The sequence below is a fragment of the Candidatus Bathyarchaeota archaeon genome, assembly GCA_023131225.1.
Lineage (GTDB): Archaea > Thermoproteota > Bathyarchaeia > Bathyarchaeales > SOJC01 > JAGLZW01.
Window position 1 is genome coordinate 1 of sequence record JAGLZW010000002.1, and the last position, 16,730, is coordinate 16,730.

18 protein-coding genes are annotated in these 16,730 nt (G+C 43.3%); 12 read left to right on the forward strand and 6 right to left on the reverse strand.

What is annotated here, in order from left to right; all coding sequences use genetic code 11:
* From KAU88_00555 to KAU88_00585, 7 genes are all read left to right on the forward strand, one after another.
* Positions 1 to 467, forward strand: a 467-nt coding sequence (locus tag KAU88_00555; protein ID MCK4477006.1) for an oxidoreductase, incomplete at its 5' end; no start/stop codon positions are given.
* Positions 464 to 1,918 (forward strand): Ni/Fe hydrogenase subunit alpha, encoded by a 1,455-nt coding sequence (locus tag KAU88_00560; GenBank protein ID MCK4477007.1) that lies wholly within the window; start codon positions 464 to 466, stop codon positions 1,916 to 1,918. The genes KAU88_00555 and KAU88_00560, both read left to right, overlap by 4 nt.
* A 12-nt stretch (positions 1,919 to 1,930) precedes the next feature.
* Positions 1,931 to 4,366: a hydrogenase iron-sulfur subunit gene (locus KAU88_00565; GenBank protein ID MCK4477008.1), complete on the forward strand. Its 2,436-nt coding sequence runs from the start codon at positions 1,931 to 1,933 to the stop codon at positions 4,364 to 4,366.
* A gap of 1 nt (position 4,367) precedes the next feature.
* A complete protein-coding gene (locus KAU88_00570) occupies positions 4,368 to 4,883 on the forward strand; it encodes a 4Fe-4S dicluster domain-containing protein (protein MCK4477009.1) in 516 nt (171 codons plus the stop codon).
* Positions 4,880 to 5,755, forward strand: coding sequence for a CoB--CoM heterodisulfide reductase subunit B (locus KAU88_00575; protein ID MCK4477010.1), 876 nt, complete (start codon positions 4,880 to 4,882; stop codon positions 5,753 to 5,755). The genes KAU88_00570 and KAU88_00575 overlap by 4 nt, the downstream gene beginning before the upstream one ends.
* A gap of 278 nt (positions 5,756 to 6,033) precedes the next feature.
* Entirely contained in the window at positions 6,034 to 6,273 is a 240-nt protein-coding gene (locus KAU88_00580; protein ID MCK4477011.1) for a hypothetical protein, read from the forward strand.
* Positions 6,257 to 7,330, forward strand: coding sequence for a hypothetical protein (locus KAU88_00585; protein MCK4477012.1), 1,074 nt, complete (start codon positions 6,257 to 6,259; stop codon positions 7,328 to 7,330). The genes KAU88_00580 and KAU88_00585 overlap by 17 nt, the downstream gene beginning before the upstream one ends.
* 752 nt (positions 7,331 to 8,082) lie before the next feature.
* Here KAU88_00585 and gltA read toward each other — a convergent pair.
* The 3 genes from gltA to trxB form a co-directional block, all read right to left on the reverse strand.
* Entirely contained in the window at positions 8,083 to 9,492 is a 1,410-nt protein-coding gene (gene gltA, locus KAU88_00590) for an NADPH-dependent glutamate synthase (protein ID MCK4477013.1), read from the reverse strand.
* A gap of 1 nt (position 9,493) precedes the next feature.
* Positions 9,494 to 10,327 (reverse strand): sulfide/dihydroorotate dehydrogenase-like FAD/NAD-binding protein, encoded by an 834-nt coding sequence (locus KAU88_00595; protein ID MCK4477014.1) that lies wholly within the window; start codon positions 10,325 to 10,327, stop codon positions 9,494 to 9,496.
* A gap of 402 nt (positions 10,328 to 10,729) precedes the next feature.
* Positions 10,730 to 11,662: a thioredoxin-disulfide reductase gene (gene trxB, locus KAU88_00600; protein ID MCK4477015.1), complete on the reverse strand. Its 933-nt coding sequence runs from the start codon at positions 11,660 to 11,662 to the stop codon at positions 10,730 to 10,732.
* A 176-nt stretch (positions 11,663 to 11,838) separates the two neighbouring features.
* Between trxB and KAU88_00605 the strand changes: the two genes are divergently transcribed.
* The gene (locus tag KAU88_00605) at positions 11,839 to 12,387 is read left to right on the forward strand and encodes a 50S ribosomal protein L15e (GenBank protein ID MCK4477016.1); all 549 of its coding nucleotides are present in this window, start codon (positions 11,839 to 11,841) and stop codon (positions 12,385 to 12,387) included.
* 30 nt (positions 12,388 to 12,417) lie between these two features.
* Positions 12,418 to 12,660, forward strand: coding sequence for a hypothetical protein (locus tag KAU88_00610; protein MCK4477017.1), 243 nt, complete (start codon positions 12,418 to 12,420; stop codon positions 12,658 to 12,660).
* 121 nt (positions 12,661 to 12,781) lie between these two features.
* On the opposite strand, the gene KAU88_00615 is transcribed toward KAU88_00610, so the two are convergent.
* Together KAU88_00615 and KAU88_00620 are read right to left on the reverse strand one after the other, a co-directional pair.
* Entirely contained in the window at positions 12,782 to 12,928 is a 147-nt protein-coding gene (locus KAU88_00615; GenBank protein MCK4477018.1) for a hypothetical protein, read from the reverse strand.
* 81 nt (positions 12,929 to 13,009) lie between these two features.
* Entirely contained in the window at positions 13,010 to 13,480 is a 471-nt protein-coding gene (locus tag KAU88_00620; protein ID MCK4477019.1) for a pyruvoyl-dependent arginine decarboxylase, read from the reverse strand.
* 308 nt (positions 13,481 to 13,788) lie between these two features.
* Between KAU88_00620 and KAU88_00625 the strand changes: the two genes are divergently transcribed.
* From KAU88_00625 to KAU88_00635, 3 genes are all read left to right on the forward strand, one after another.
* Positions 13,789 to 14,355, forward strand: coding sequence for a hypothetical protein (locus tag KAU88_00625; protein ID MCK4477020.1), 567 nt, complete (start codon positions 13,789 to 13,791; stop codon positions 14,353 to 14,355).
* 202 nt (positions 14,356 to 14,557) lie between these two features.
* The gene (locus KAU88_00630; GenBank protein MCK4477021.1) at positions 14,558 to 15,019 is read left to right on the forward strand and encodes a hypothetical protein; all 462 of its coding nucleotides are present in this window, start codon (positions 14,558 to 14,560) and stop codon (positions 15,017 to 15,019) included.
* Positions 15,020 to 15,124: 105 nt separating this feature from the next.
* Positions 15,125 to 15,925 (forward strand): prepilin peptidase, encoded by an 801-nt coding sequence (locus KAU88_00635; protein ID MCK4477022.1) that lies wholly within the window; start codon positions 15,125 to 15,127, stop codon positions 15,923 to 15,925.
* A gap of 70 nt (positions 15,926 to 15,995) precedes the next feature.
* Here the strand turns inward: KAU88_00635 and KAU88_00640 are convergent, their stop codons facing one another.
* Positions 15,996 to 16,730, reverse strand: a complete 735-nt coding sequence (locus KAU88_00640; GenBank protein ID MCK4477023.1) for a hypothetical protein — start codon at positions 16,728 to 16,730, stop codon at positions 15,996 to 15,998.

A 16,730-nucleotide genomic window follows, 5' to 3' on the forward strand; every position in this document is an offset into this window, starting at 1 on the left:
TGGACTACTATGTTCCAGGGTGCCCACCACCTATCCCACTTATAATCCAAGCCATTGAAGCAATATTCAAAAACGAGCTGCCTCCAAAAGGAAGCGTTCTAATGCCAAACAAATCCATCTGCGACGAATGCCCCAGAGAGAAAAAAGATAAAAAACTTTCGAAAATAAAGAGAATTTACGAAATCGACGACGATTTCAAAACGTGCTTCTGGGATCAAGGAGTAATATGCATGGGACCAGCTACACGAGCAGGCTGCGGCGCACAATGCCCAAAGGTAAATATGCCATGCACGGGATGCAACGGTCCAGGCTTCAATGTGAACGACCAAGGTGCCGCCGCTATCAATGCGCTTGCCTCTATTGCCACTAGTTCAGAAGTGGTTGATCAAATTGTGGACCCAATAGGAACCTTCTACAAGTATTCTTTACCTCATTCCATTCTACGTAGGAAAGTGATGAAGAAATGAAACAAATATCCATCGACCCTATAACACGGCTGGAAGGCCACGGAAAAATCACAATATTCCTCAACGACGAGGGAAACGTGGAAAATGCTTACTTGCAAATCCCCGAACTGAGAGGATTTGAACGGTTCTGCGAAGGAAGAAGAGCTGAAGACATGGCAATAATAACAACGAGGATATGCGGTGTCTGCCCAGTAGCCCACCACCTGGCAGCCGCAAAAGCAATTGACGCTGCGTTCAACGTGGAACCTACAGAAACAGCTAAGAAATTGAGAGAGCTCATGTATTGTGGCTACATCATCTACGACCACATATTGCATTTCTACTTCCTAGGCGGACCAGACTTCATCGTAGGACCAGACGCCCCACCTGAGAAAAGAAACATTCTCGGAGTGATAGAAAAGGTCGGCTTGGATATCGCAAAAGAAGTGATTAAACACCGAGCTTATGGACAAAAAATAACTGGCATCCTCGGAGGTAGACCAACCCATCCAGTGAGCGCTTTGCCAGGAGGCGTTTCAAAGCCTTTATCCGAAGAGGAAAGACAAGAAATTGAAGAAATGGTTAGAAGTTGCATGGAGTTCGCAAAGTTCTCTCTGAAAATTTTCGACGACGTAGTTCTTAAGAACAGTGACTACGTAAACTTGATTAAAAGCGAACCGTACGCATTGGAGACCTACTACATGGGAACTGTTGACAAAAACAACAAAGTGAATTTCTACGACGGCGATGTCCGTGTGGTTGACCCTGAAGGAAAAGAATTTGTCAAATTCGCACCAAACGAATATTTAGACATTATCGAAGAACACGTGGAACCGTGGACCTACGTTAAGTTTCCATACCTCAAGAAGATTGGCTGGAAAGGCTTGGTAGCGGGACCGGACAGCGGCATCTACAGAGTTGGACCTCTCGGAAGACTGAATGCTGCGGACGGTATGGCAACGCCCATAGCTCAAAAAGAGTATGAGAGAATGTACAAAACACTCGGTGGAAAACCCGTTCATGCCACCTTGACTTTCCATTGGGCCAGACTGATAGAACTCATGTATGCCACTGAACGAGCTTTAGAATTGGTCAAAGACGAGGAAATCACAAGCAAGGATATTAGAAACCCAGTTGGTGCGCCCGGTGAGGGAGTAGGAATTGTCGAGGCGGCGAGAGGCACCTTAATCCATCATTATATATTAGATGAAAAAGCCTTGGCCAAGAAAGTTAACTTAGTAGTGGCAACAACTCACAATGCGCCAGGAATCTGCATGTCCATTAAAAACGCGGCTAAAGGACTTATACGTAACGGCGAAATCAGTGACGGGGTTTTGAACAGGGTGGAGATGGCGTTTAGAGCTTATGATCCGTGCTTTGCATGCGCTACCCACCTTGCTATTGGTGAGAGGCCTTTGGAAGTTAAGATTTACGATGCCGAGAAAAGGCTATTGAAAATGATTAAAAGATGAGAAGGGTACAAAATGGACAGAGTTAAAGTTGGAGTGTTCCTAGCTGACAGTGGAAAGCAACTCTCTAAAATCTTAGACTACAACGACTTGACAAATTATGTTAAAAACATTTCAGGCGTGGTTTACGTGGCGAGAGGCAACGAGTTTTGGCGTGGCCAAGGACTACAAAATATAATAAACGCCATAAAAGATGAAAAAATAAACAGAGTCGTCGTAGGGGGGACTCTTCCAAAGCTAAGTGAAGTGAAGATCGCTCAAGCAGCAGAGAATGTTGGTTTCAACCCATATTTGATGGAATTCATCGACCTCAAGGATCACTGTGCAATGCCTCACCAAGAAACACCGTCTGAAGCCACAGAAAAAGCTAAAGCCATGCTCCTAGCTGCCATCGAACGTGCAAAGCTTCTCGAGCCCTTAGAAAAACTTGAGTTTCCTGTCCTCAAATCTGTACTGGTCATAGGTGGAGGTATCGCTGGGATACAGACATCTGTGGACTTGGCAGATTTGGGATTCGAGGTGAACTTGGTTGAAAAGACACCATTTCTCGGAGGCTTGGCTGCTCGTGCAGGTCGATTCTTCCCAACTGATGACTGCGCCATCTGCATACAGTCTCCAGCCTCAGACTTGAAAACCATCACTCATACCTCGCGGAAGTGCGTGTACCGCTCTGGTTTCAGCGAGATTCCCAACTTAAGCATATTAACCAATTCAAAAGTCGTAGCTATTGAAGGAGTTCCTGGGAAATATAAAGTTACGATAGAAAAGAAACCGCGATACATCAACGAGGAATGCATCCGTTGCGATTTGTGCACTACAGTTTGCCCCGTAGAAATACCAGATGAATATAATGCAAAGCTGAAAACCCGCAAAGCCATTTACATGAACATTCCAAACGTTCATCCACCTGTCTACGTCATCGACGACAGCGTATGCAAGTTCCACGACTGTGCCAAGTGCGTTGAAGTCTGCCCTACTAATGCTATTGCGTTGGACCAGAAAACTGAGCATATAACTCTAAACGTGGGCAGCATAGTAGTCGCCACTGGCTTTGAAGAGTTTGATTCCAGCGTCATAAAGGAGTATCACTACGATGACTACTCAGACGTAATAACCAATCTTGAGTTTGCCAGGATCCTTGACGGTTTCGGTCCTACTGGGGGTCAAATCATTCGACCTTCAGACCACAAGCCTGCCAAGAAAATCGTTATGATTCAATGCGTCGGTTCGCGAGACAGGCGCTACAACTCTTACTGCTCAAGCATCTGCTGTATGATTTCCCTAAAACACGCCACATTAATTAAATCAACCTATCCCGATATAGACGTCACTATATGTTACATAGACATAAGAACCACCGGAAGAGAACATGAACATTACTACGAACGAGCTAGAGAGATGGGAATCAAATTTGTCAAGGGCAGACCAACCGAAATCTACAGAGACCCGGAAACCAATAAATTAGTTGTCGATGTTGAAGACGCTCTTCTACAGAGATTTCTCGAATTAGAAGCCGATTTAGTGGTTTTAGCTCCAGCCATGGTGCCCGCTAAAGGTACTAAAGAACTTGCTGAGATGCTGGGCATCGAATTAGAAGAAGACGGTTTTTTCAAGGAGTATAATGCCAAGCTAAGACCAACCGAGACCAAGCTGAAAGGGATATATTTGTGCGGTGGGGCAACATTCCCAAAAGACGCGCCAACTACTTCTTTGCATGCTCACTCAGCAGCACTAAAGGTTATGAAGCTCTTGACTACCGGCAAGATAGTTAAATATCAGAGAACTGCCGTGGTCAACGAGGAATATTGTGGTGACTGTGAATTCTGCCCGGTCACGTGCCCTTACGGAGCGATAAGTTTGGTCCCAACGACTGAAAACCACTTTGTCGCTCAAGTATCTGATCTCTTATGTGAGGGATGTGGTATTTGCGTAGGGACTTGTCCCCTTAACGCTATTGAACTTAGGCATTCGACAACAAACCAGATGTTGGCTCAAATGAAAGCCCTCCTGTCTATAAATGGAACGCCAAAGCCTTTGGTTCTGGCCATATGCTGTTCAGAGTGTGGACACACCGTCGTAGATTCTTCAGGAATGGCCAAGATGCAATACCCAGCCAACGTGAGGGTAATGAAAGTGCCCTGTACGGGAATCCTGCAAATCTATCAATTCTTGGAGGCTTTCAAGGCAGGGGCTCATGGAGTGATGGTTATAGGATGCAAAAGTGACGGCTGCCACTACGAGGTTGGCATCAAAAAAGCTGAGAAGAAGGTGAAACTTGCCAAAGTTTTGCTAAAGGAGTATGGTATTGAACCAGAGAGATTGGAGATGTTCAATATGGTGTTTATTGAAGGAAACAAGTTTGCTGAGGCTGCGCGAATGATGACTGACAAGTTAGAGAAGCTAGGTCCATTGCAACTAATGACAGGTTCCAAAGTGGAAAAGGTGACTTAGAATGGAACAAGCGCAAGAGCAAAAAACCACTAACATGGCATTCTCCAATATAATTACGAGTCGTTTAGGTGGCAAAACAATAACCCTATGCTACCAGTGTGGAACATGCGCCAGCAGTTGCCCAGTGGCTAAAATCACCCCACGTTTCAACCCGAGAGAAGTCATCAAACTATCACTCTTAGGAGCAGAAAAGGAGGTTCTTTCAAGTGACTCTATATGGCTTTGCTGTTCATGCTACAACTGTCAAGAACGGTGTCCTCAAAAAGTTGAGATAGCCGACGTAATTTACGCACTGAGAAACATCGCCTTCAAAAAAGGCTACTTCCCAAATATCTATTCGGAGTTTGCATCCGCTCTATTAAACAACGGACGCATAGTAAAGATTTCCCAATTCGTCGAAAACAAAAGACCAACCCGCGGCTTGCCCCCCCTTAAACCAACAGGTGTGGAAGCACTGAGAAAAATTCTTTCTGCGACAGGTTTTGACAAGCTGCGACTCAAAGAGGAATCACAATGACTAGCTACGCTTTATTCCTTGGTTGCACCATACCTGCTCGTCAGCCCAACTATGAGTTGTCTGCAAGAAAGACTTTAGGAAAACTTGGAATCGAGCTAGTTGACTTAGACAACATGACGTGCTGTGCACCTCCGCCAGTGCAATCCATAAATTTTGAAACCAGTCTAGCCATAGCCGCATACAACATTTGCCTAGCCGAAGAAGCTGATCTGAATCTAGTCACGTTGTGCAGCGGTTGCTTTGAATCTCTTGCGATGACAAACAGCATGTTAAAGGATAACGAAGAACTAAAGGCGAAGATAAACAAGATTCTATCCCAAGCTGGAAAGGAGTTCCAAGGTAACAAAGAGGTTAAACATTTCCTCCAAGTCTTGATGAACGATGTAGGACTGGAGCGACTTAAACAAAATGTCTCCAAGCCTTTAAACAACTTAAAGATAGCAGCTTTCTATGGTTGTCACGCGCTTAGGCCAAGCGAGCTTCTGAAACTCGACGATCCAGAACGTCCCCGCATTCTTGAAAATTTAATTGAAGCATTAGGCGCTGAAAGTGTCGAGTATCGAAACAAATTGAAGTGTTGTGGCGGGCTTTTGAGGGGATATTCTGATGATTTGGCGCTCAATCTTGCCAGAGAGAAACTTGAAAACACGTCCAAAGCTGGCGCCGACTGCATTGCAACCCTCTGCCCATTCTGCTTCGTTGCACTGGACATAGGACAGATACAAGTGAGAGCGAAATTCAATAAAAGCTACGATATACCAATACTTCATTATTCCGAACTCTTAGCCTTCGCATTGGGCATAGATCCGAAAGAATTAGCACTTGAAATCCACAAAATAAAGACAGACAAGATACTCAGCAAAATATTCTAGAAACCGCACGCATTGGGTCTCAAAATATTGACAGGAAAACGCGCTGCCCCACCAAAATCAGAAAGAAACTTGTGGTCGCTGTTTTGACGCCTCACGCACGGCTCAAAGAAAACTTAGCTTTGGCAGAAACAGGTGCAACCACAGCCTCTAGATTCCAGCGATGGATTTGCGTGGAGCCTTTACGAAATCAGCCGCGTCAGCAACGTAGGCCTCATGATTAACGCTTACGCATCACCTCAGTAACCTACGAATTTGTAAAGCTATACAATTTTGACCCTTTGGAACTAAGCCTTTATGGCTGTGAAGAATACGAGCTAATTGTCACCATTAAGTCGAAACATTTGAGATTAGTAGAAGATGCAGTTATGCAAAAAGGAGATGCCCTCTTGAAAATCGGCAGAACTACTGCAGAGAAAGCCCTGCTCCTAAAGTATAGGAGCAAGATGGCTAAAATAGAGGCGCGAGGTTATAAACATTTCAAGCATGAAGGAAGTGGCCAGGTTGATTCAGTCTTGTGACGTTGGAAGTCTTCCTTGCACCTATAGGTCAGACAAATTGTTAGAAGGGGCAAGGCATTTTGCAGCTAGTCTAAGCGACGACTCTGCCAAGTTTTTTGAACAGATGGTTGTTAACGCTTTTTTAGATAAGCTAAAAGCAGGCATTGCAATTCCAGCTTTTCCGCAATTTCGTGACATGAATAAAATGTTTCTTTCAACCTTTGAAGGTTTAGAAAAGGTAGAAAGCGGCTACATTGAGACCAGACGTCTAACTTTAAAATCGGGGTATGGTAGGCTACCAGAAGTGGCAACTATAGAGAAAAACGCTAGAAAAATTCACGCGCAAACGGATAACCCCTTTCAGCTTAGAATCTGCATCACCGGACCTTATACGTTAGCCTCATTTTTTCCCTATAGAAATAGCCAAACCTACAGACATCTAGGTGAAGTGCTTTCAGAAACCGTAGAGAAGAACATTTTTGCAATGAAGCAAGGTAAAGTTGTCCTAGTCTCTGTAGATGAGCCGCTTTTCGGCTTAGTTGACGACCCTTCAATAGACAGAGGCACTGAAGGTAGAGAGAGCCTTCTTGCAGCGTGGGAATCCTTAACGAGTAAGGCTAGGAATAAAGGCGTAGAGACTTGTATCCATCTTCACTGCACCTCGGACGACTTGTTTTGGGCAGTCAAGTCACTCAGAATCATAGAGTCACATATGGATGACCCTCTTTATGAAATAAAAACTACTAAGCAACGGTTGGAAAAGGAGGATAAATTGTTAAAGGCCAGCATAGCCTTAACTGATTTTGATCGATTAATAAGGGAAAAGTTGGGCTCAAATGCATTTGATGACGCTGTCGCAGACGTTTGGAAGAACATTTCAAAGGGGACGGTGAATCCAGAAACCTTTCTAGAAGATGTTGGCATCATGAAGAAACGGCTTATAAGAATTACTGAACGGTTTGGTAGGGAAAGAGTGGTGCTGGCTGGTACAGAATGTGGGTTACGAGGTTACCCAACATATGCCTCTGCAATAAGGTGTTTAAAGCTTGTCTCAAAGGCTGTAAAATCAATTGCTTAGTAATTGGGTGCCACCGTTACACATACATAGACTTGCTACTACACTCGATTATTTTGTTGCAATATACAAATGTTGGTGGAATGTCACAAATTGAAACACGCGTATCTGATAGTGGTTCGTGAATAGAAAAAGGGTGCGCCAACACGTTTTCTCCATTGTCCACGTCTTTTTCGCAGTTTGCATTACATATGCAGATTTTCTAGCATACTGTGATTTGTCATAGCTGAAATGGGCCTCGTTTGAGAACAAGAGATATATGCAGAACGTTGCTCTATTCATAATTGCGAGTGGGAGTCCTAGATGTAGATTCTTACATCTAAAACTCTTCATTTCCTTATCTCCCACTTCCACTCGCAACTCTTCTGCGAAAACAAACAGCTTAAAAATTGTGTACACATGATTTGGAATAGATGGTGTCACAGACTTTTTTTTTATTGGCACGGGATATAGGAGTAGAAAGGTAATGTTAATGATTGATTGTAGATGGCTTCCAATCTATCCTTTGAAGAAAAATTACAAGAGGAGAAAATTAGATTGGAAATGGGTTTAAAATTTCATTCGGGGACTTGAAGAGTTTCGTAGGACATCAAATGGAAGAGAGATAGAATTGGTATCATGACAAAACATTCCCAAATGGGATGTTGATGGAAGCCTAGAATAAACTGGGTCTTAATGGTTGTCTGTGTTTCGAAGTCGCTGTTTGCGGAATACAAGTCTGATTACTATCTTCTTTGCCATTGAAACCCAAGGAATTACTTTCTGTTCACCAAATATTCATGGATAGCTCGGGAAGCTTTCTTTCCAGCACCCATAGCACTAATCACTGTAGCCTGACCCGTTACAATGTCGCCACCAGCATAAACACCTTCAAGACTGGTCTTTCCAGTCGCCTCATCAACCAATATTGTATCCCACTTTGTAGTTTCCAATCCCTCAGTTGTTCGTTGAATAATTGGATTTGGAGTTCTTCCAACTGCGATAATTACCGTGTCTACATCCATAAGAAATTCCGAACCTCCGATTGGAACAGGGCGTCTGCGTCCGGATGCATCGGGTTCTCCGAGTTTCATTTTAATGCACTCCATCTGTTTTACCCAGCCTTTTTCATCGCCGAAGAATCTTGTTGGATTTGTTAAAAAATTGAAGGTTATGCCTTCTTCTTCAGCGTTTTCTATCTCTTCGGCACGGGCAGGCATCTCTTTTCTTGACCTGCGATACACTACGTAAACCTCCTCAGCACCAAGTCTCAAAGCGGAACGGGCAGAGTCCATAGCTGTATTGCCAGCGCCAATAACAGCCACTCTTTTGCCAAGCCTTATAGGTGTGTCATATTCCGGAAAAGCATACGCCTTCATAAGGTTCACACGAATCAAAAACTCGTTTGCTGAATATATCCCACCAAGGTTTTCACCAGGAAGCCTCAGGAATCGAGAAAGCCCCGCACCTGTTCCTATAAAAACTGCGTCAAATCCTTTTCCAAAAAGTTCAGGAATCGTAAACAGCCTACCAATCAGGGCATTAAGTCTAATGGTGACACCGAGCTTTCCAATATAGCTTGCTTCGGATGCCACGATTTTTTTAGGTAGCCTAAACTCGGGTATTCCATAAACAAGCACGCCGCCTGGTTTGTGAAGAGCCTCAAAAATGACAACTTCGTGTCCAAGTTTAGCTAAGTCCGCGGCAACAGTAAGCCCCGCGGGTCCAGCGCCAATAACCGCCACTTTTTTCCCAGTAAGCGGCTGCCTCGTGGGGGTTATTACACCTTTCTTCATTTCATAATCTGCTACAAACCTCTCCAGTCTTCCGATGTTAACTGGATCACCAGCCTTACCCATCACACAGGTTTCTTGGCATTGTCCTTCTTGAGGGCAGACGCGTCCACAAATGGCTGGGAGACTATTCTTCTCTTTAACTTTTTTTATGGCTTCGTCAAACTTGCGTTCACTAATCAGTTTCACGAAGCTTGAAATATCTATTTCCACTGGGCAACATTCAATGCATTTTGGTTGTGGACATTGTAGACATCTTTTTGCTTCAGCAACTGCTTGTTCTTCGGTGTAGCCGAGTGCCACTTCGTTAAAGTTTTGTATTCTTTCTTCTATCTGTTGTTTGGGCATTGGAACGCTTTCTTTACAAATTTCTGGTTTAGGTTTTTTTTCCATTTTAGTTGCCTCTGCATTTTTGCCAATGATCCAGAGCAAGTTTTTCTTCGGCAAGAAACGCTCTTTGACGCTTTATTAATTCGTTAAAATCCACAAGGTGTCCATCAAACTCAGGTCCATCAAAACATGCAAATTTGATTTTGCCTCCAACTGAAACTCGACAGGCACCACACATTCCCATTCCATCCAGCATTATCGGATTCAAACTAACTATTGTCTTTATTTTGTATGGTCGTGTAACCTCGGCGACTGCTCTCATCATCACAGTTGGACCTATAGCATATACGATGTCTATGGAGTATCCTTTTTCAATCAGTATTTTAAGCATGTCGCAGCCAAATCCTTTGTATCCCTTAGAACCATCATCAGTTGTAATGTAAACTTCGTCACATATGTGCCGCATTTCCTTTTCTAGAATAAGTAACTTCTCGTTCCGTGCGCCAATAATCGAAATCACTTTGTTTCCCGTCTTTCTGAATGCTTTGACTATAGGCAGACAAGGTGCTATGCCAACACCACCGCCGACGATTACCACTGTTCCATAGTCCTTTATGTCGCTTGGCTGTCCTAATGGGCCAACTACATCCTTTAGTTCGTCGTTGACATCTAAAGAACCAAATTTTTTGGTTGATACTCCAACTTCTTGGAAAATCAGCGTTATGGTACCATTTTCAGGGTCCCAATCGGCAAGGGTCAACGGAATTCTTTCTCCTTTTTCATCCACTCTTAATATAACAAACTGCCCTACCTGAGCCTTTTTGGCAATTTCGGGCGCATGGACACTGGCTAATTTCGTCTGAGGAGCCAATGTTTGCATGGCAACGATTTTGTACATGTTGTCACATCCGATACTTTTTTTGCCTATATATATAGAAATAGCTTACAACGTAAAACAAACTAATAAATCCATTACAATAAAAGCTTGAATGCGTGATGCCGACGATTTGTACTTTAAATCGGCTCACGAAGAGTTATGAAAATAGGCCTAAGAGAATACAATGAATGGTGCCAAAGGACAACTGAACGGCAGAAAGCAACAGTAACCGCAAGTTTTTTGTACAACTTAGCTTGTAAAAATGATTAGTCATGTTTTTCTGGCCTTGCTTTCTGTGGGAAAAGAAACTCGCGGAACCTTGAGTCGCCGGCGCACATGCGCAAACGCCCTCTGCGTTAAGATGTTGACTCGGTTCAGGAAGGAGGGTTCTTCTCCCTGCAGAAAGCGTTTGTTTTCAAATTGTTAACTTTTATAATAATAAGGTCGTTTAATGTAACCAAAAGCTTCTGTTGCAGCAACTATAGCTTGACCAACAGCCGTTCCAATCTGCTTTACTGACCCGTTGGTCACGTCTCCTGCAGCAAAAACACCTGAGACATTAGTTCTCTGGTGGACATCAACAATGATATAGCCTCCCTTGTCAACTTCAATCCCTGCCTCTCTGACGAGTTGGGTATTAGGGACTTCGCCGATTTGAACAAAGACGCCGTCAACCTCCACCTCACTTTCCTCTCCAGTTTTGTTGTTCTGCAAAATCACATTTTCAACCACATTGTTGCCTTTGACTTCTTTGACCACTGAATTCCAAAGAAACTCCACATTTTGCCTTTTCAAATTCTCCACAACAGTCAATTCAGCTCTTAACCGATTCCTACGATGCACAAGTTTAACTTTGGCTGCAATGTTCGAAAGATAAAGAGCTGATGTTGCAGCAGAGTTGCCACCTCCAACAACGACTACTTTTTTGTCTTTGAAAAAAGCGCCATCACACAACGCGCAGTAACTGACGCCTCTTCCTTGAAACTTCTCCTCGCCAGGCACGTCGAGTTGTCGATTGTGAGTTCCCGTGGCGATGATCACCGCAGACGCGGAATAAGTTTTTGCATTTGTTTTCACAAGCTTCTTTTCGCCTGTAATATCAAGCGACACTGCCTTTTCCAGTTCGTTTATCTGTGCTCCGAATTTCTTGCAGTGTACAGTCATTTTTTCAATCAGTTCGAGTCCGCTAATCGTTTCGAAGCCTGGATAATTCTCAACCAGTGGTGTGACTGCTGCTTCACCGCCTGGCATTTTCTCTTCAAGTATGAGCGTCTCTAGTTTGCTTCTTCCAGCATACATTCCTGCTGTTAACCCAGCGGGACCAGCTCCTATAATAATTAGGTCCCAGTCTTCCATTTTTCTTCGGTTTTAGGCTACTTGATCCGTGGCTAATAAATTCATTGCTGGAACATGCGAAGCAGAAAAAGCTTTATTAGGATTCCTCTTGTTGTTAGCTACAAATTGTTGGCGGACGCTCGAATCCGCTGGAATGTAACCTTAAAGGTTGAACCATAAACTGGAGAAAACATAGAATGACCTACAAGTATATTTCAGAAGCTTGGGAAAAACCAGAAGCTTCTTATGTGAAAGAACTAATGTGGCACAGACTTATTGAGTGGCGGAAGCAGCCCTCGATTGTTAGAGTTGAAAAACCGACAAGGCTAGATAGAGCAAGGAAATTGGGATACAAAGCTAAGCAAGGCTTCGTTGTATCTAGAGTTAGGATAAGACGAGGTGGCTTAAACAGACCGAGACCCAAGTCAGGTAGAAAACCGAAACGCATGGGCTCTGCTAAATACAAACCTGCAAAAAGCTTCAAACTAATAGCTGAAGAGCGGACGGCGAGAAAGTTTCCGAACTTGGAAGTTCTTAATTCTTACTGGGTTGGAGAAGACGGACGCCACAAGTGGTATGAAATTCTTATGGTTGACCCGGCGCATCCAGTTATCAAAGCAGACAAAGATGTCAATTGGATTTGCAAAAAAGTGCACAAAGGACGAGTTTTTCGAGGATTAACCAGTGCAGGAAAAAAGGTGAGAGGACTTCGCCATAAGGGGAAGGGAGCTGAAAAAGCCAGGTAAAGCGCAACCTCTCGCGATTGTTCGCTAAATTTGAGAAAAGATGAACGACCGATTTGCAGCCATCAGCCCTCTGGACAACTGATTGCAAAACCTCAAATCTCACAGGTTTTGGAGAACATGTCCGGCATAACATTTTACTCTTCTCTCCAATTTGTTGTCAGCGCCCCAACTACAATGAGGAACATACCCACACCCAACATTACCGCCGTATTGAACAGAGCACTCGACACATCGCCATACACCATTGAATCTTTCAATCCGCTATTTAAATAGGTCAACGGAAGAACCTTAGCTATCTGCTGCAAGAAATCAGGCATAAACTCCAATGGGAAGAAACTACAGGAAAGAAAACATCATTGGAAATGTAACTGCATTCCCTGCAGCGTCAGCATCTCTACAGTTGTGGCTTTTCCAGCACCATTGAACCGACAAATGCAAAAACCTCGCCTTTATGAATAGTGAAGGATATACCATCTGCAGCAGTAAGATCTCCATATTTCTTCATGCGAGACCTAACTTCAATGGCGATTTCTTTGTGCAATTTTTTCTCCGTTCTCTCCACGAGAGCACAGCCTCAACAATATTAGTCTTTTTGAAGAACATATGCGCGTGTATGAAGTTGTTAGCAATCTAGTGAGCAGTAAATGAGTGTTGCTATGACACAGCCATAATTGGCCATAGGCACACGTAAAACTTCAATTCGAGACTTGGTAGTTCCAATTTCTATTCCTCTAATCTCAGCCATCTCCTTGATATTCCACACCAAAGTCTCCGTCAAAGCTCTACGATCCATATATCCATATGCCTCCGCCACAATACCATATTCTCTATCTTTTTCCCAAACCCATGCAATTCCCGCTCCTATTGTGGTTCCTTCGTCTCCATCCATACGGGCGATAACGGCGTGGGTAATTGCGCCGGCAGGAAGCTTACGCCATTTTCGCTCTTTGCACTCTGGTGGCAGTATAGAGCTGACTGATACTAAGTTACATTGGGAAATTCCCGCATTTCTTAGGGCAAGGTCGAACGCGTTCAGTTCAGAGACAGGGCTGGTTGCTTTGGCGCTTGTTACGAAGAATTCTTTGGGAATCATTTTTTGCTTTTTGCCTCACTGATGTTGAATGCGATTAAGAACACAGTTATATCATTAATAGATAAGAATGGTTGAACAGTGAAAATCTGGAAAGATTCGACTCGCTCAAACGACGGAGTAACAGTGTCCAGATTGACCATATTATGAACCTTCACGTTGGCGAATACTATTTTCAATGGTTTAAAAGGCTTATTAAATTAATTGGGAAAAATACAGAGAGACTTGGGAAACGTACATTGCAACACTAAATTGCTTAACTGCTTATCAAGCAACAAAACATATAAGGTATGCAATGAGATATATCAAATATGCAATCAGCTAAAGATACACCGCCACCACGAAAAGACAAGAAGGAACATGTGCGACGAACCACTATAATCCTCGAAGAAGAAGAACGTAGATACATAGACAAACTCATCAAAGACGGAAAGGAAGCAGGCATAAAACAACTCATCTCCAAAATGCTAGATGTCTACAGAAGCATGATGATCTACGACTGGAAATACCCAGGCGAATACTATGCCGGTATCAGCCGCATTGCCTTCATCAATATAGAATTCGTAAATACTCTACTACAATACATCCCTCCAGACAAACACCGCGAAGTGGGCAGAAAAGCAGGCGAAGCAGCAAAAATCAGCATGGAAACCACCCTAAATCTTGATACAACAGATAAAGAAAAATGGTCAGAAGTTTTCAAACGCCTTCGCATTCAAGGTCTCGGCGATTTCTATCAAAGAGACAAATACATAATCATCAAAACTCCTTACATATACAACCCTGAGGTGCAAAGGGGATATCTTGAAACTCTCCTAGGGGCTACTCTTGAAATTCGTACGGCAAACCCGCCTTTTGTTTATGAAGTCACTACTTAACATCCCATTTCGCTATTCAAGGAGTTGCTTTCATAAAACTGATGCTGAATAATTGCGTTAGAACTAATGAAGGAGCCAAAATGTGTTTTGAACTCTGCCTTGTTTTCTAGGGACTGCTGGTAAGTAGTTGTGATGTTTATTCTAAGTTCATATGTGTTAAATAAGCATTCACAGAATGATTAGAAGAGAGGTGCAAACGAATTTGCCAAAAACGCTGAAATCAAGAAAAGGTGTTTCTCCAATCCTAGCCACACTCCTACTAATTGTAATCGCAGTTTCAGCAATAGTCGTCACATATGCTTGGGTAATGACATTCATGGGTGCACAAATAGAAGCAGGTGGAACCATTCTAGACGTTGAAAACGTACATTGGAACGCCACGGCCAAAACAACCAGCATAGATGTCAAAAACACAGGAACAAGCGATGCAAAAATCGTCCGCCTTTACATAGGCAGCACAGTTTCAAACCTCATAGAAGTCACAGTCAATACAGACCTCGGCACGGCAGGAAAACTCCTTGCAGTTGACCAAAAGATCACAATAGTTCTTGACTGGCCAAACAACTTAGCGTCTTCATGGACAAGCGGCAAAACATACTACTTTAAAATCGCACCCGAAGCTGGAACACCCAAAGAATTCACTTGGAAAACACCATCCACTTAGAATGCCTAGTCTCCTCAGAAAACTGCAATTCGGGAATCGCCAACTTTTATTACTTCTTTCTTTCTAATTGAGTTTATTCGAAAACTGAACAATGTGGAACACCGCATGGAAGAGATACTATCTTGGACGCGCATCATCATTGCTTTAATTTTCTTAGCTTATGCCTCTTGGAGCGACTGGAAAACACGTGAAATAAGCAACAACGTATGGATAGCTTTTGCACCTATTGCCCTCTTGCTGAGTGTTGCTCAGTTCCTGTTTTTCTCACCTAGCGACACACTTCAGCTAATAATTAACTACGGCATATCCGTCGCGATTACCTCCGTCTTCTCAATAGCCCTCTTTTACGTAGGAGCATTCGGCGGAGCAGATGCAAAAGCACTCATATGTATAGCCTTGGCGATTCCGCGGATCCCAGGCTTGGTTGAACCAGTATCAGGTTTTGTCTCTCCAATTTTTCCCATCACTGTATTCAGCAACGGCGTAATCATAGCCGCCTTCAGCGTATTCTATGCGCTTCTTCGCAACCTCATTTGGAGACAAAAAACTGGACAGAAACTCTTTCAGGGATACGAAGATGAATCGTTCGGACGCAAAGCACTAGCACTATTATGTGGATATAAGGTTTCAATTGCAGACTTGGAGAAATCGTTCTTTTATCCCCTTGAAGATATTCAGAAAACACAACAAGGAGAGATAACGAAACGATTGCTGTTATTTCCAAAAGATGAGAACCGAGAAGAGATTGTTGAAAGAATCATCAAAGCCCGAGATGAAGGAAAAATACAAAACATGGTTTGGGCTACACCTGGCTTGCCAATGTTAATCTTCATTACAATAGGCTTAATTCTAGCACTTACAGTCGGCGACATTGTCTGGATAGTTTTGCATTTCGCATTGGTGTGAGATTCCGCTATGAAAAGGAGCAATAGAGTGGTGGGGACGCTTTCATAGCGTTGAGTTACGTCATAGTCATTTATTCTGATTTAGCGACTACTTGTATGCCTTGTACATCCCATACTGTTACTGTAACTGATCCAAGCATGGGTCCGTCACATTTTATTGTGTATAAAAATAACTCTTTCGGGTCGTAGCGTGAAGTAACAGCCGTTATATTGAGCCCGTCTACTTGAAAGTTGTCTTCTTTCAAGTTGGTTATGGGCGTTCCGTCTTCTCCTTTCACAGCTACGGTGATTTCTTTTGCGGCGTTATCAACAGTGATTATTGTTAAGTTTAGGAATGGAGCTGTCCTGAATTTGTATCCTGTTAATCCTACGGAAGCCATGTTGAGAGTGAAGGTAGCGTTTGCAGCTGAGAAAGAAGCTGTTTCATTCCAGCAACGGGACAGCCCGAGGGTATAATTGATGTGTGCATTATAAGCCTGATAGGAACTATTGGCCAACTCATATGTTAGGGCTATTCCATGACCTGGGTATGCCTTTCTTAAGTCGATTTGCCATCGCGCTAAACTGTCCCTTAATATGCTGTTGTTTTCGGTCGCCGCCGTCGTGTAGTTGGCTAGACTTATCTCGACCAGTCGAATTGTGTTGAGCTTTATATGATCAATCATGGTTATGTATTCTTCCCACATCTCGTATTTGTAGTATGTCGCGACGCCGTACATTGTCACAGCTATGGACACCATCATAATTGCTATCATCATAACTGCAATGATTATGAACTGTCCCTTCTTGTCTTTCACTATTCTCAT

Excerpts from the sequence above, each read along its gene's own strand:
- KAU88_00620 (MCK4477019.1), bottom strand. The coding sequence starts at position 13,480 with ATGATTCCCAAAGAATTCTTCGTAACAAGCGCCAAAGCAACCAGCCCT.
- KAU88_00570 (MCK4477009.1), top strand. The coding sequence starts at position 4,368 with ATGGAACAAGCGCAAGAGCAAAAAACCACTAACATGGCATTCTCCAAT.
- KAU88_00575 (MCK4477010.1), top strand. The coding sequence starts at position 4,880 with ATGACTAGCTACGCTTTATTCCTTGGTTGCACCATACCTGCTCGTCAG.
- KAU88_00595 (MCK4477014.1), bottom strand. The coding sequence starts at position 10,327 with ATGTACAAAATCGTTGCCATGCAAACATTGGCTCCTCAGACGAAATTA.
- KAU88_00640 (MCK4477023.1), bottom strand. The coding sequence starts at position 16,730 with ATGAGAATAGTGAAAGACAAGAAGGGACAGTTCATAATCATTGCAGTT.
- KAU88_00565 (MCK4477008.1), top strand. The coding sequence starts at position 1,931 with ATGGACAGAGTTAAAGTTGGAGTGTTCCTAGCTGACAGTGGAAAGCAA.
- KAU88_00625 (MCK4477020.1), top strand. The coding sequence starts at position 13,789 with ATGCAATCAGCTAAAGATACACCGCCACCACGAAAAGACAAGAAGGAA.
- KAU88_00635 (MCK4477022.1), top strand. The coding sequence starts at position 15,125 with ATGGAAGAGATACTATCTTGGACGCGCATCATCATTGCTTTAATTTTC.
- KAU88_00605 (MCK4477016.1), top strand. The coding sequence starts at position 11,839 with ATGACCTACAAGTATATTTCAGAAGCTTGGGAAAAACCAGAAGCTTCT.
- trxB (MCK4477015.1), bottom strand. The coding sequence starts at position 11,662 with ATGGAAGACTGGGACCTAATTATTATAGGAGCTGGTCCCGCTGGGTTA.
- gltA (MCK4477013.1), bottom strand. The coding sequence starts at position 9,492 with ATGGAAAAAAAACCTAAACCAGAAATTTGTAAAGAAAGCGTTCCAATG.
- KAU88_00560 (MCK4477007.1), top strand. The coding sequence starts at position 464 with ATGAAACAAATATCCATCGACCCTATAACACGGCTGGAAGGCCACGGA.